This is a genomic window from Dickeya sp. NCPPB 3274, assembly GCF_000406205.1.
Taxonomy (GTDB): Bacteria; Pseudomonadota; Gammaproteobacteria; order Enterobacterales; family Enterobacteriaceae; genus Dickeya; species Dickeya fangzhongdai.
Genome location: NZ_CM001979.1, coordinates 4,547,870 through 4,561,723 on the forward strand (window position 1 = coordinate 4,547,870; position 13,854 = coordinate 4,561,723).

Here is a 13,854-nt window from a genome sequence, read left to right on the forward strand (position 1 = left end):
GGTTAACATTGTTCGTGTAGTTTTGTTACTATCCGGAAATAACAGAGGGAACCTTACGCTGTTGGCTGGAGATAATATGCGCACAATACTCATCATATTGGCTGTATTGTTTGCCTGTCTGATTGCGGTAGGGGGGATCATTGGCTATCTCATGTATCGTCGTCTTCTATTCGCCAAACGTTTGCCAGTTACACCGTCGGGACATCGTCAGCTGACGGCGTCGGAACGTATTGCCATCGAACGCTATCTGGCCATGTCCCATCTGGACGGCCCGGTTTCGTCGTCCGTTTCGGTCGCGTCGCCGCGTCTGCCTCGTCTGCTGCCGGGCAACCGGGTGTATCCCATTACTCATAGCATCACCCGCTATGGGCTGAGTACCGATGCGCCCAACAAATGGCGCTACTACATCGACACTCAGGAGATTCACCTGCCCGCGCGCTGGGAGCAATACATCACCCAGAACAATGAGATCGAGCTGATCAAAACCCGTTCGATTCCGCTGGTGGTCTCACTCAACGGTCATTCGCTGACGGAATTCGTCAATGAGATGGATTCCAGCACCGGCGCCGATATCTCCGGCGAACAGGCGTCGATTCGACCGGAAGTCCATGAACACACCGAGCTGGTGGCGATTCGCCGGGAAACACTGGAAGAGCACGCCGTGCACCGCTCACGCGGCCTGCGCGAAACCGGGGTGCTGAGCCTGGCGTTTTTGCTGCTGGTGTTCAGCCTGACCAGCCCGCTGGCGCTGTTGCCCTGGCTGGCCGGCGCCGCCTGCCTCATGGCCGCCTGGGGATGCTGGCAGTTGTTCCGCCCGCCCTCGCAGAAAGAGCTCCGCGAGGTGCATTGCCTGCACGGCACGCCACAATGCATGGGGCTGTTCAGCGACGCCAGTCAAAGCCAGATCGGCAATGTCTCTCTCGGCAATATTGATCTCATCTATCCCCCTCACTGGCAGCCTTATATCGGCTACGATCTCGGCAGAAAAACCGATGTGGATATCTACCTGACCCGTCAGGTGGTGCGTCAGGGTCACTACCTGTCATTACACAACGAAGTCAAATTTTTCCCGCTACAGCAATGGGGCAAAAACGCCGTACTGGCGGTTGGCGCGCTGTTAAGTCTGATCCTGCTGTTGACCTCGGTGCCGCTTGATCTGCCGTTGAAACTCAGTCTGGCCTGGATGCAGGGCGCAAGCAGCATCAAGGTGACTCAGGTAGAAGAACTGGAGCGCATGCCGCTGCACATCGGCGACAAACTGCAGATCCGCGGGACCGGCATGTGCTATGTGCCGCCGATCAACCTTAACCCGACTTCCTCGCGAGCCTCCGCTTTTGCGCCATTTGATTGCGCGGCCATTTACTGGAACAAGGCCGCGCCTTTGCCGTTGCCCGAGTCGGACACCATTGAGAAAACCGCCGCGCTGCAAAAGACGGTCAACGAGCAGTTGCACCCGGCCGCCAGCGACAATCAGGTCAGTTCGCAGTTGGCGGACGCCATCCAGAAATCCGGCATGATTCTGCTGAATAATTTCTCGGATATCGTGCTGAAAACCGATGCGCTGTGTGAAAAAGAAGAAGATTGCACCCGGCTCAAAAACGCGCTGATCAATCTGGGCAACGCCAAGAACTGGGATCTGCTGGTTAAGCGGGCGCGTTCCGGCGCACTGAAGGGCATGAGCGTGGTGCTGCGCCCGGTGAGCGCCGAGTCGCTGGATTCGCTGGTGAAAAACGCCACCGACGAGTTCTATAGCCGCGAAATCATCACGGCGTCCAATTCGCTGAACAGTCCGCCGCCGGGCGGTTTTCTGATTCGCAGCGACGAAGGCCGCCAGTTCGTCAATCATCAGATGCCCGCCACGCCGCTGCGCGATTTCCCGCCGCAGGAGCAATGGCAGGAACTGCAACGTTTGTCATCCCTGCTGCTGCACACGCCGTTTGAGTCCAACGGCGTGATTACTCAACTGAGCATCGATGCCAACGGCACCCGTCATATTTCGCTGCACAGCGAACCTGACGCGGTCACCATGTGGCGTTCGCTGGGCGCCTGCCTGCTGTTGCTGGCCTTCAGCGTCATTCTGATTCTGAATCTGGTGTTGCTGCTGGTGAAGCGTCGCCGCAGTCAGCAGCGTATCGCCAACATTCAGCAATACTACGCTCGCCATCTGGTGCCGGAAGCGCCCGCCGCTACCGCCATGTACGGATAATGCACTTCGCTTCCAGTTCAACGGACTCCCCCCAGATAAGGTAACCGGCCGGCACAATCGGCCGGTTACTGCAATCGACGAGTGCGATCGGCCGCGTTTAGCGGTTATGCTACGCTGATAACATCGACCGCCCCGCCTCCAGCCCAACCGGAAACGGGGCGTATGTCCCGGAGTATGCATGAATCCCGAACTGAACTGGAATGAGATCGATACCGTCCTGCTGGATATGGACGGCACGCTGCTCGACCTGGCGTTTGACAGCTATTTTTGGCTGCAACTGGTGCCGGAATCCCTGAGCCGCCAGCGCAATATCAGCCTGGATCAGGCTCAGCAATTGATCACGGCGGAATATCAGGCGGTGCGCCATACCCTGAACTGGTACTGCTTTGATTACTGGAGCGACCGGCTGGGGCTGGATATCTACCAGATGACCAGCGATATCGGCCACCGCGCCCGCCTGCGCGACGATACCACGCCGTTTCTGCATGCGCTGCGCGAAAGCGGCCGCCGGACTATTTTGCTGACCAACGCCCATCCGCACAGCCTGTCGGTCAAGATAGCCCACACCGGGCTCGATCGGCACCTTGATTTATTACTTTCCACCCATACTTATGGGTATCCCAAAGAGGATCAACGGTTATGGCGAGCCGTTCAGGCGGAAACCGGGTTTAATCCGGCGCGCACGCTGTTTGTGGATGACAGCGAACCCATACTGGATGCCGCCAGAACGTTTGGCATCCGTTATTGTCTGGGCGTCAGTAATCCTGACTCGACTTGCCGGCAGGAAAACCGCTTTCGGCAGCATCCGTCGATGAATGACTATCTGGCGTTGCTCCCGGGCATCCACCAGTCGGTTTCCGTCGGCAATCAGGAGTGTTCATGAGCAAAGACAGCCAGCATGACGATGACAATGCGGTCCGGTTGGACAAGTGGCTGTGGGCGGCGCGTTTTTACAAAACCCGCTCACTGGCGCGCGAGATGATCGACGGCGGCAAAGTGCACTATAACGGCCAGCGCAGCAAACCCGGCAAGCTGGTGGAACTGGATGCCGAAATCACGCTGCGTCAGGGCAACGACGCGCGCACGGTGATTGTCCGCGCCATCAGCGCTCAACGGCGCCCGGCGGCGCAAGCGCAGGTGCTGTATGAAGAAACGCCGCAGAGCATTGAAAAGCGGGAAAAACTGGCGCAGGCCAGAAAGCTCAACGCCCTGTCGATGCCGCATCCGGACCGGCGGCCGGATAAAAAAGAGCGCCGGGATTTAATCAAATTCAAATACAGTGACGCGGAATAAGAGCCTGGCCCATCAGGCGTTATTGGCGCAGCCAGTTTGGACACGGACAGCGCGGAAAAACCGGAGCGTACACCTAGTACGTGAGGATTTCGAGCACTGCCCAGGGCCAAAATGACAAGTAAAATAGCCCTGGTGGGCCAGGCTCTAAGCCGTCATCACCACGAGAGAACATTATGGCCAATCATGACCAATTGCATCGTTATCTGTTCGAAAATCATGCCGTTCGCGGCGAACTGGTAACAGTAAGCGACACCTTCCAGCAGATGCTGGCCAATCACGACTACCCCACGCCGGTAAAAAATCTGCTGGGTGAAATGCTGGTCGCCACCAGCCTGCTGACCGCTACGCTGAAATTCAGCGGCGATATCACCGTGCAGTTGCAGGGCGACGGCCCGCTGAAACTGGCGGTGATCAACGGCAACCACCAGCAGCAGATGCGCGGCGTCGCCCGCCTGCAAGGCGACATCGCCGCCGACAGCTCGCTGCACGACATGGTGGGCAACGGCTATCTGGTGATCACCATTACCCCGACCGAGGGCGAGCGCTATCAGGGCGTAGTGGGGCTGGACGGCGACAACGTGGCCGCCTGTCTGGAAAACTACTTCCAGCAGTCCGAGCAGTTGCCGACGCGCCTGTTCATCCGCACCGGCGAACATGATGGCCGCCAGTGCGCCGCCGGGATGCTGCTGCAGGTTCTGCCCGCACAGCACGGCAACCGCGAAGACTTCGACCACCTGACCCAGTTGACCGCCACCGTCAAGAGCGAAGAGCTGTTCGGTCTGCCAGCCGAAGAGGTGCTTTATCGTCTGTACCATCAGGAAAACGTCACGCTGTATGAACCGCAGCCGGTGGCGTTCCACTGCCACTGTTCGCGGGAACGCTGCGCTGACGCGCTGATGACCCTGTCGGCGGACGAGGTCAACGACATTCTGGCGCAGGACGGACAGATCGATATGCACTGCGACTACTGCGGCAGCCATTATCTGTTCAGCCCGCAGGATATTGCCGACCTCCGTCAGTCCGGCGCCGAGCCGACCCTGCACTGATTCCTCGTTTTAGCGGCCCGCCTGCGGGCCGTTTCTCCCGTTTCACAACCACCAAACCACTTTTACAGCGTTCGGACTACAAAAAACCGCCCGCGCTCTCACCCGGTTATTTCGCTTACACAACAACCCCTTGCTTACTTTTCATTCACATGTATAAGCAAAGTTATTAATGAATTTATTTAATTTTTTGATTGTTATCGCGGTTAAAATAAGCTCGCCTTCTAGACTTACTAACAGTACGACTATAACGATCTAGGAGTAGCAACATGCAGATAAAAGGCATTACGCCAGAAGCACTGACGGCTTATGGCATTCATGATGTCCGCGAAATTGTCTACAACCCAAGCTACGATTTACTTTTTACTGAAGAAACATCCCCTACCCTACAAGGCTATGAACGCGGTATCGAAACCCAGTTGGGCGCCGTTGCCGTTGATACCGGCATTTTCACCGGCCGCTCCCCGAAGGATAAGTACATCGTCCGCGACGATGTGACCCGCGACACCGTCTGGTGGTCCGATCAGGGCAAAGGCAAAAACGACAACCATCCGCTCAGCCAGGAAAACTGGCAACACCTGAAACAGCTGGTCACCAGCCAGTTATCAGGCAAACGCGTGTTTGTCGTTGATGCTTTCTGCGGCGCCAACGCCGACACGCGCCTTAAAGTTCGTTTCATCACCGAAGTCGCCTGGCAGGCTCACTTCGTGAAAAACATGTTTATCCGCCCCAGCGATGAGGAGTTGCAGGGTTTCGAGCCGGATTTCATCGTGATGAACGGCGCGAAATGCACCAACCCGCAGTGGCAGGAACAAGGGCTGAACTCGGAAAACTTCGTGGCCTTCAACCTGACTGAGCGCATCCAGCTCATCGGCGGCACCTGGTACGGCGGCGAAATGAAGAAAGGTCTGTTCTCCATCATGAACTACCTGTTGCCGCTCAAAGGCATCGCCTCCATGCACTGTTCGGCCAACGTGGGCGAAAAAGGTGATGTGGCGGTGTTCTTCGGCCTGTCCGGCACCGGCAAAACCACGCTGTCCACCGACCCGAAACGGCAGTTGATCGGCGATGACGAGCACGGCTGGGACGACGACGGCGTGTTCAACTTTGAAGGCGGTTGCTACGCGAAAACCATCAATCTGTCCGCTGCAGCGGAGCCGGATATTTATCACGCCATCCGCCGCGACGCGCTGTTGGAAAACGTGACCGTGCTGGCGGACGGCAGCGTGGATTTTAGCGACGGCTCAAAAACCGAAAACACCCGCGTGTCCTACCCGATCTATCACATCGATAACATCGTCAAGCCGGTATCCAAAGCCGGGCACGCCACCAAGGTGATTTTCCTGACCGCCGATGCCTTCGGCGTACTGCCGCCGGTTTCCCGCCTGACCGCGGACCAGACCCAGTACCACTTCCTGTCCGGCTTTACCGCCAAACTGGCAGGCACCGAGCGCGGCGTGACTGAACCGACGCCCACCTTCTCCGCCTGCTTTGGCGCGGCGTTCCTGGCGCTGCACCCGACGCAGTACGCCGAAGTGCTGGTGAAACGCATGCAGGCGGCGGGCGCCAAAGCCTATCTGGTGAACACCGGCTGGAACGGCACCGGCAAGCGAATCTCCATCAAGGACACCCGCGGCATTATCGACGCGATCCTCAATGGCAGCATCGACGACGCCGAAACCCAGACGCTGCCGATCTTCGATCTGTCGATCCCGACCGCGCTGCCGGGCGTGGATCCGGCGATTCTGGATCCGCGCGACACCTACGCCTCCCCGGCGCAGTGGGAGGAGAAGGCGCACGATCTGGCGCAGCGCTTTATCACCAATTTCGACAAGTACACCGACACCCCTGCCGGTGCGGCGCTGGTTTCCGCCGGGCCGAAGCAATAACGACGGTAACGCGCAGCCGTTACCCGGCAGCCACCGACAGCAAAAAGGCGCGTTCATCGCGCCTTTTTCTTTACCGTTTTCGTCGTTTTTCTGGCAGCGTACGCCGCTGCTTGTTCTATTTCTTTCTGCCGCTTACAGGGGCCGATGCCGCCGGTTGCCATCACGCGCCGGCGTGCCGCCGGATTGATTCGGGAAGGTTAACGGCAGATAGGCTCTCACCCGCAGTCCGCCGCGCTCACTGACGCCGACATCCAGCGATCCGTTGTGCGCATCAATGATACGCTGCACAATCGCCAACCCCAGACCAGTGCCGCTGGTGCTGCGGGCGCTATCGCCACGCACAAACGGCTGGAACAGGTGCGCAAGCTGCGACGGTTCGATGCCGGGGCCGTCGTCTTCCACCTGGAACCAGGCGCGCTGCAACTCACGGCCGCTGCTGACGCGAATCCAGCCGTTGCCGTAACGGGCCGCGTTCACCACCAGATTCGCCACCGCCCGCTTGATGGACAACGGGCTAACCTTCATTTGCAACTCGCCCAGAGCAAGTTCGCTGTCGATCTCGCGCTCGTAACCGCTTTCCGACGCCACCACTTCCCCCAGAATCGCGTTGAGGTCGGCCACCTCCATCTGCATTTCCTGACCGGTGCGCAGATAGTCGATGAACTGCTCAATGATGGCGTTGCACTCTTCGATATCCTTATTAATCGACTCCGCCAGATATTCATCTTCCTGGCCCATCATCTCCGTCGCCAGACGAATACGGGTCAGCGGCGTGCGCAGGTCGTGGCTGACGCCGGCCATCAGCAGCGTGCGGTCATCCGCCAGCAGCTTGACCCCGGACGCCATCTGATTGAAAGCGCGCGTCACCGAACGGACTTCCGACGCGCCGTACTCGCGCAGCGGCGGCGGAATAATGCCTTTCCCCACCTGAATGGCGGCGTGCTCCAGCTCCACTAGCGGTCGGTTCTGCACCCGGATAAATAGCCAGGCGCCGCCGATCACCAGCAGCATAATCGCCAGGGTATAACGGAACAGCGGCGAGAAATCGCCCTGATGGATTTCCGTCAGCGGCACCCGCACCCAGATATCCGGCGACAACCAGGTTTTCAGCCACACCACCGGGGTATTCTTGCTCACTTCCACCCGCACTTCGGTCGGCCCGCCCAGTTGCTGCGCCATCTGCTGACTCAGAAACTTGTAGTGTTGCGCCCAGCGCAGCCCGCTCTCCTCCGCCGCGGCGTTGGTGTAGAGCGAGATGCCCAGTTCGCGGTAAATCTCACGCCGGAACGCGGGGGGCACGTCCAGCGTGGAACCGTCTTCCAGTTGCAGCTTGTCGGTCATCAACATTCTGACCTCGTAGGCCAGAACCTTGTTGAACTGCTGCAGGCTGGGCAGAATCGCGAAGTTAAGCACCACCAGATAGGTGGTGACCAGACTGACGAACAGCAGAGTAACAATCAGCAACAGCGTACGGGCGAAGGCGCTGCGCGGAGAGAAGCGCCATCGAATCATGCTTTACTGCCGTCCGGCACAAACACGTAACCCAGCCCCCACACGGTCTGGATGTAACGCGGATGTGCCGGGTCTTCCTCTACCATGCGGCGCAGACGGGAAATCTGCACATCAATCGAGCGTTCCATGGCGCTGTACTCACGGCCGCGAGCCAGGTTCATCAGTTTATCGCGGGACAACGGCTCGCGCGGATGGCTGACCAGCGCCTTGAGTACGGCGAACTCGCCGCTGGTCAGCGGCATCGGCTCGTCGTCGCGGAACATTTCGCGCGTGCCCAGATTCAGTTTGAACTTGCCGAACGCGATAATCGCCTCTTCCTGCGACGGCGCGCCCGGCAATTCGTTGGCCTGACGGCGCAAAACCGCACGGATACGGGCCAGCAGTTCGCGCGGGTTAAACGGTTTGGGAATGTAGTCGTCCGCACCGATTTCCAGCCCCACGATCCGGTCCACTTCTTCGCCTTTCGCCGTCACCATAATGATCGGCATCGGGTTACTTTGGCTGCGCAGACGGCGACAGATGGACAGACCATCTTCCCCCGGCAACATCAGGTCCAGCACCATCAGATGGAAGGATTCGCGCGTCAGCAGGCGATCCATCTGTTCGGCGTTAGCGACGCTACGGACCTGAAAACCCTGTTCGGTCAGATAGCGTTCCAGCAACGCACGCAGGCGCATATCGTCATCCACAACCAGAATTTTATAATTCTCTTGCATCTCTCTTCTCCAAAGACGTGATAGCCGCCAGCGCTTGGCTTTATTACGAAACACCATCTGATATTGTTCAGAAACCGGCAATGAACTGACAGTCGTTTCTGGTATATATTCTAGGCAAAATTGTTACAAAGGGTATAAAAATACGTTGTAATCAAGCCGTTCCCATCACCGGGCACTGCAAATCACGCCACAAATGACGATTTATCCGCTATGTTATCTCACAGCCAACGATTATAACGATTTTATGATCCTCACATTTCAGAAAAGCGTATGAAAACCGATCTGATCACGCGCGAAGGCTATGAAGCCCTGCATCAGGAACTCAACTATCTGTGGAAGGAACGCCGCCCGGAAATCACGGAGAAGGTAGCCTGGGCCGCCAGCCTGGGCGATCGCAGCGAAAACGCCGATTACCTCTACAACAAACGCCTGTTGCGTGAAATCGACCGCCGGGTGCGCTATCTGCGCAAACGCCTGCAGGTCGTGCGCGTGGTGGATTACTCCCCCCAGCAAGACGGCAAGGTGTTTTTCGGCGCCTGGGTCGAGGTGGAAAACGAAGACGGCGACGTGAAACGCTTTCGGATCGTCGGGCCGGATGAAATTTACGGCCGCAAGGATTACATCTCAATTGACGCCCCAATGGCGCGCGCGCTGCTGAAAAAAGCGGTGGATGAAGAAGCGGTGGTTAATACGCCAACCGGCCCAAAGGTCTGGTACGTCAATAAAATCGACTATCGCAACCCTATCGACTGACCTGCCCGAACCCCGTCATTCCGGCGGGCGTTTTTCCGGCAGCGCCCGCCTTGTCCGCTGTTCCGGCACACAAATATCAAAATGCGTTGCTATTAGTCATTCTTATTCTTTTTTTTAGACATATTAAATCTTACCTTCACATATTTGTTCTCACTTTGACATAAAGATGTCATTTCCCTCCCTTACCGTGGCAACGGTGATTATGGAGGGCCCGTTTATGTTTAGCCTGGATAACCTATTACAAGAACTTGCTCCGCATCGTTCCACTCCAACCTGGCAGCGTTCACTGCTGCGTAGTCTGTTGTTCGAGAATGAATTCCAGCAATTTTCCCGGCGTTACCCCCACCTCAAAGGACTGGATTTGGTGGAACAGGTTCTGGATTACTTCAGCCTCAATTGTGAAATGGTGGAAGGCGATCTGGAAAACATCCCTAGTCATGGACCGGTGGTACTGGTCGCCAACCACCCGATCGGTTCGCTGGACGGCCTGGCGTTGCTACGTACCGTCGCCAGCGTGCGCCCGGATGTGCGTATCGTCGCCAGCCAATTACTTTCCTATATCGAACCCCTGAAAAACCTGTTTTTTTCGGTGGACAACTTTAGCAACCGCACCCGGCGCCACCAGCTCGCCGCCATCCAGGAACATCTGGCCGGCGATGGCGCGATCATTATATTCCCCGCCGGCGAAGTCTCCCGCATGAGCCTGAAAGGCATCCGGGACGGCCACTGGCATAGCGGCTTTATCCGCATGGCGGCCAAAGCGCGCGCGCCGATTGTGCCGATTCATATCAGCGGACGTAACAGCAATCTGTTCTACCTGTCGTCGCTGATTTATCGCCCGCTGTCCACCCTGTTGCTGGTGCGGGAAATGTTCCGCCAGCATGGCAACCGGCTGCGCTTTCGTATCGGCGCGCAGATCCCTCACTCAACCTGGAGTCAGGGCGAATGGCAGCCCAACGATCTGGCCGCCCGCTTCCGCCGCCATGTCTACCGGCTGGGGCAAGGCAAACCCGGCTGTTTTAACGGCGACAAGCCGATTGCGCTGCCGGAAGAACGCGCGTTGCTGAAACGGGCGCTGGAAACCTGCGAAGCACTCGGTACCACGCCGGACGGCAAAAAAATCTATCTCTATCGTCGCGGCAGCGAAGATTACGTGCCGATCCTGCGCGAGCTGGGCCGCCTACGCGAAATCGCCTTTCGCGCCGTCGGTTCCGGCACAGGTAAACGCCGGGATCTGGACCGCTTTGATGACGACTACCAACACCTGATTTTGTGGGATGACCGCGAGCTGGAAATTGTGGGAGCCTATCGTTTCATTCCCACCGCAGAACTCGTAGCGGAAAAAGGTCTTTCCGCCTTATTCAGCCACAGCCTTTTTCAGTATGGCGAAGAGATGAACCCAATTTTATCTCAGGGAATCGAGTTGGGCCGCAGCTTTATCCAGCCTAAATACTGGGGTAAGCGTGGTCTGGACTACCTGTGGCTTGGAATCGGCGCTTATCAGGCGCGTTATCCACACTGCCGTTACCTGTTCGGTATCGTCTCTTTCGGTACTATGCCTCTGACGGCGAAAGACTTGATGGTGGCATTCTACCGGCTGTATTTTTCGGCCCGACATCCCTTCGCTCACTCCCGACGACCTTATCCTACTTCCTTACCGGACGCGCTACGACAGTTTGACGGCAATGACTATCAGCAAGATCTGACCCGGCTAAAAAGTATGCTGGGCAACATGGGATGTTCCATTCCAACACTCTACAAGCAGTATTCTGAGCTATGCGAACCTGGCGGCGTGCAATTCATGGATTTCGGCATCGACCCGGATTTTGGCAACAGTGTAGACGGGCTGATACTGGTAGATATTCAACAGATGAAAGCCTCCCGCTATCAACGTTACTTTGCGCCCTTTCGCCAGAACTGACCAAGGCGGCTTGCCGCCAAAACCCTCCGTTTGTCTGACTGGCATTTTGCGCCGTCAATCCGTATAACTGTCCCCCAGTCGTTTATCCTTTCAACGTTCATTATCTCGCTAATAAAACTATCTTACTGATAACACTATGACGAATGCATTAAGCCAGATTATTGCCAGCGAACTGCAGGCACGAACCGAACAGGTCAGTGCGGCCATTCAACTGCTGGATGAAGGCAACACGGTTCCTTTTATCGCCCGTTACCGTAAAGAAGTCACCGGCGGGCTGGATGACACCCAACTGCGTCAGTTGGAAAGCCGCCTGTCTTACCTGCGCGAGCTGGAAGAACGCCGCCAGACCATCCTCAAATCCATTGAGGAACAAGGCAAGCTGACCGACGCGCTGGCGACGTCGATCAACACCACGCTCAGCAAGACCGAGCTGGAAGACCTCTACCTGCCTTACAAGCCCAAACGCCGCACGCGCGGGCAAATCGCCATCGAAGCCGGACTAGAGCCGCTGGCGGACAACCTGTGGAACGACCCGAGCCAGACGCCGGAACACGTGGCCGACGCTTACGTCAATGCCGATAACGGCGTGGCCGACGTCAAGGCCGCGCTGGACGGCGCGCGCTATATTCTGATGGAGCGTTTCGCCGAAGACGCCGCACTGCTGGCTAAGGTGCGTGATTACCTGTGGAAAAACGCCCATCTGGTGTCCCGCGTGGTGGAAGGCAAAGAGGAAGACGGCGCGAAATTCCGCGACTACTTCGACCATCACGAACCGCTGTCGCAGGTGCCGTCGCACCGGGCGCTGGCGATGTTCCGCGGCCGTAACGAAGGTGTGCTGCAACTGGCGCTTAACGCCGATCCGCAGTTTGACGAACCGCCGAAAGAGAGCCACTGCGAGCAAATCATCGTCGACCATCTGGGATTGCGTCTCGGCAACGCGCCGGCGGACGGCTGGCGGCGCGCGGTGGTGAACTGGACCTGGCGCATCAAGGTACTGCTGCACCTGGAAACCGAGCTGATGGGCAGCGTGCGTGAAAAAGCCGAAGACGAAGCCATCAACGTGTTTGCCCGCAACCTGCACGACCTGCTGATGGCGGCGCCCGCCGGCATGCGCGCGACGATGGGGCTGGACCCGGGCCTGCGCACCGGCGTGAAAGTGGCGGTGGTGGACGCCACCGGCAAACTGGTGGCGACCGACACCATCTATCCGCACACCGGTCAGGCCGCCAAAGCGGCTACCGTGGTAGCGGCGCTGTGCATCAAGCATCAGGTGGAGCTGGTCGCCATCGGCAACGGTACCGCCTCGCGCGAAACCGAGCGTTTCTTCCTCGATACCCAGAAACAGTTCCCGGACATCCGAGCTCAGAAGGTGATCGTCAGCGAAGCGGGCGCGTCGGTGTATTCCGCCTCCGAACTGGCGGCGCTGGAGTTCCCGGATCTGGACGTGTCGCTGCGCGGCGCGGTGTCCATCGCCCGCCGCCTGCAGGACCCGCTGTCCGAATTGGTCAAGATCGACCCCAAATCCATCGGCGTCGGCCAGTACCAGCATGACGTCAGCCAGACGCAACTGGCGAAGAAACTGGACGCGGTGGTGGAAGACTGTGTGAACGCCGTCGGCGTCGACCTCAACACCGCCTCGGTGCCGCTGCTGACCCGCGTGGCCGGCCTCACCCGGCTGATGGCGCAGAACATCGTCAGTTGGCGCGACGAAAACGGGCGCTTCAACAACCGCGACCAACTGCTGAAAGTCAGCCGTCTCGGTCCGAAAGCCTTTGAGCAGTGCGCCGGCTTCCTGCGTATCAACCACGGCGACAACCCGCTTGACGCCTCCACCGTCCACCCGGAAGCCTACCCGGTGGTGGAGCGTATTCTGGCCGCCACCGAGCAGAAACTGCAGGACCTGATGGGCAATTCCAGTGCGCTGCGCACCCTGAAACCGGCCAGCTTTACCGATGATCGCTTCGGGGTGCCTACCGTCACCGACATCATCAAAGAGCTGGAAAAACCGGGGCGCGATCCGCGGCCTGAATTCAAGACCGCCAGCTTTGCCGACGGGGTGGAAACCCTCAACGATCTGATGCCGGGCATGATTCTGGAAGGCGCCGTCACCAACGTCACCAACTTCGGCGCGTTTGTGGATATCGGCGTACACCAGGACGGGCTGGTGCACATCTCCTCACTGTCGGATCGCTTCGTGGAAGACCCGCATCAGGTGGTGAAAGCCGGCGACATCGTCAAGGTGAAGGTGCTGGAAGTGGACCTGCAACGCAAACGCATCGCGCTGACCATGCGGCTGGACGAACAGCCGGGCGAGGGCAACAGCCGTCGCGGCGGCGGCGGACGCGAGCGCGACAACGGCAATAATGCGCCGCGCCCGTCGCAAGCAGGGAACAAGGCCCGTCCGCGCCAGAGCAGCACGCCGGCAGGCAACAGCGCCATGAGCGACGCGCTGGCGGCAGCGTTTAAGAAACGGTGATATCTCTGCCAGGGTTCAGGCTATCGAGCCTGAACCCTTTATTCA

The 13,854-nt window shown here is 58.2% G+C and carries 10 protein-coding genes; 8 read left to right on the forward strand and 2 right to left on the reverse strand.

Annotation, left to right across the window (positions count from 1 at the left end):
* The first annotated feature begins 76 nt into the window (after positions 1-76).
* The 5 genes from DXX3274_RS20345 to pckA all read left to right on the forward strand — a co-directional run bounded on the left by DXX3274_RS20345 (position 77) and on the right by pckA (position 6,431).
* On the forward strand, positions 77-2,206 hold the full coding sequence (locus DXX3274_RS20345; protein ID WP_042861362.1) for an intracellular growth attenuator family protein: 2,130 nt from the start codon (positions 77-79) through the stop codon (positions 2,204-2,206).
* A gap of 178 nt (positions 2,207-2,384) precedes the next feature.
* Positions 2,385-3,089, forward strand: a complete 705-nt coding sequence (yrfG, locus tag DXX3274_RS20350; protein ID WP_042861363.1) for a GMP/IMP nucleotidase — start codon at positions 2,385-2,387, stop codon at positions 3,087-3,089.
* The gene (gene hslR / locus DXX3274_RS20355; RefSeq protein WP_042861366.1) at positions 3,086-3,499 is read left to right on the forward strand and encodes a ribosome-associated heat shock protein Hsp15; all 414 of its coding nucleotides are present in this window, start codon (positions 3,086-3,088) and stop codon (positions 3,497-3,499) included. The genes yrfG and hslR overlap by 4 nt, the downstream gene beginning before the upstream one ends.
* A gap of 173 nt (positions 3,500-3,672) precedes the next feature.
* Complete coding sequence (hslO, locus tag DXX3274_RS20360; RefSeq protein ID WP_042861367.1) at positions 3,673-4,545, forward strand: Hsp33 family molecular chaperone HslO; 873 nt, start codon at positions 3,673-3,675, stop codon at positions 4,543-4,545.
* Between the two features lie 266 nt (positions 4,546-4,811).
* Positions 4,812-6,431 carry a phosphoenolpyruvate carboxykinase (ATP) gene (pckA, locus tag DXX3274_RS20365; RefSeq protein WP_042861368.1) on the forward strand — a complete coding sequence of 540 codons (1,620 nt, stop codon included), beginning with the start codon at positions 4,812-4,814 and terminating at the stop codon, positions 6,429-6,431.
* A 132-nt stretch (positions 6,432-6,563) separates the two neighbouring features.
* Here the strand turns inward: pckA and envZ are convergent, their stop codons facing one another.
* Positions 6,564-7,943: a two-component system sensor histidine kinase EnvZ gene (envZ, locus tag DXX3274_RS20370; RefSeq protein ID WP_042861370.1), complete on the reverse strand. Its 1,380-nt coding sequence runs from the start codon at positions 7,941-7,943 to the stop codon at positions 6,564-6,566.
* Entirely contained in the window at positions 7,940-8,659 is a 720-nt protein-coding gene (ompR, locus tag DXX3274_RS20375; protein WP_005969424.1) for a two-component system response regulator OmpR, read from the reverse strand. The genes envZ and ompR overlap by 4 nt, the downstream gene beginning before the upstream one ends.
* A 270-nt stretch (positions 8,660-8,929) precedes the next feature.
* Here ompR and greB point away from each other — a divergent pair, with 270 nt between their 5' ends.
* From greB to DXX3274_RS20390, 3 genes are all read left to right on the forward strand, one after another.
* Entirely contained in the window at positions 8,930-9,412 is a 483-nt protein-coding gene (gene greB, locus DXX3274_RS20380) for a transcription elongation factor GreB (protein WP_038664885.1), read from the forward strand.
* 217 nt (positions 9,413-9,629) lie between these two features.
* The gene (locus DXX3274_RS20385; RefSeq protein WP_042861372.1) at positions 9,630-11,333 is read left to right on the forward strand and encodes a lysophospholipid acyltransferase family protein; all 1,704 of its coding nucleotides are present in this window, start codon (positions 9,630-9,632) and stop codon (positions 11,331-11,333) included.
* A gap of 136 nt (positions 11,334-11,469) precedes the next feature.
* A complete protein-coding gene (locus tag DXX3274_RS20390; protein WP_042861373.1) occupies positions 11,470-13,809 on the forward strand; it encodes a Tex family protein in 2,340 nt (779 codons plus the stop codon).
* Positions 13,810-13,854: the final 45 nt, after the last annotated feature.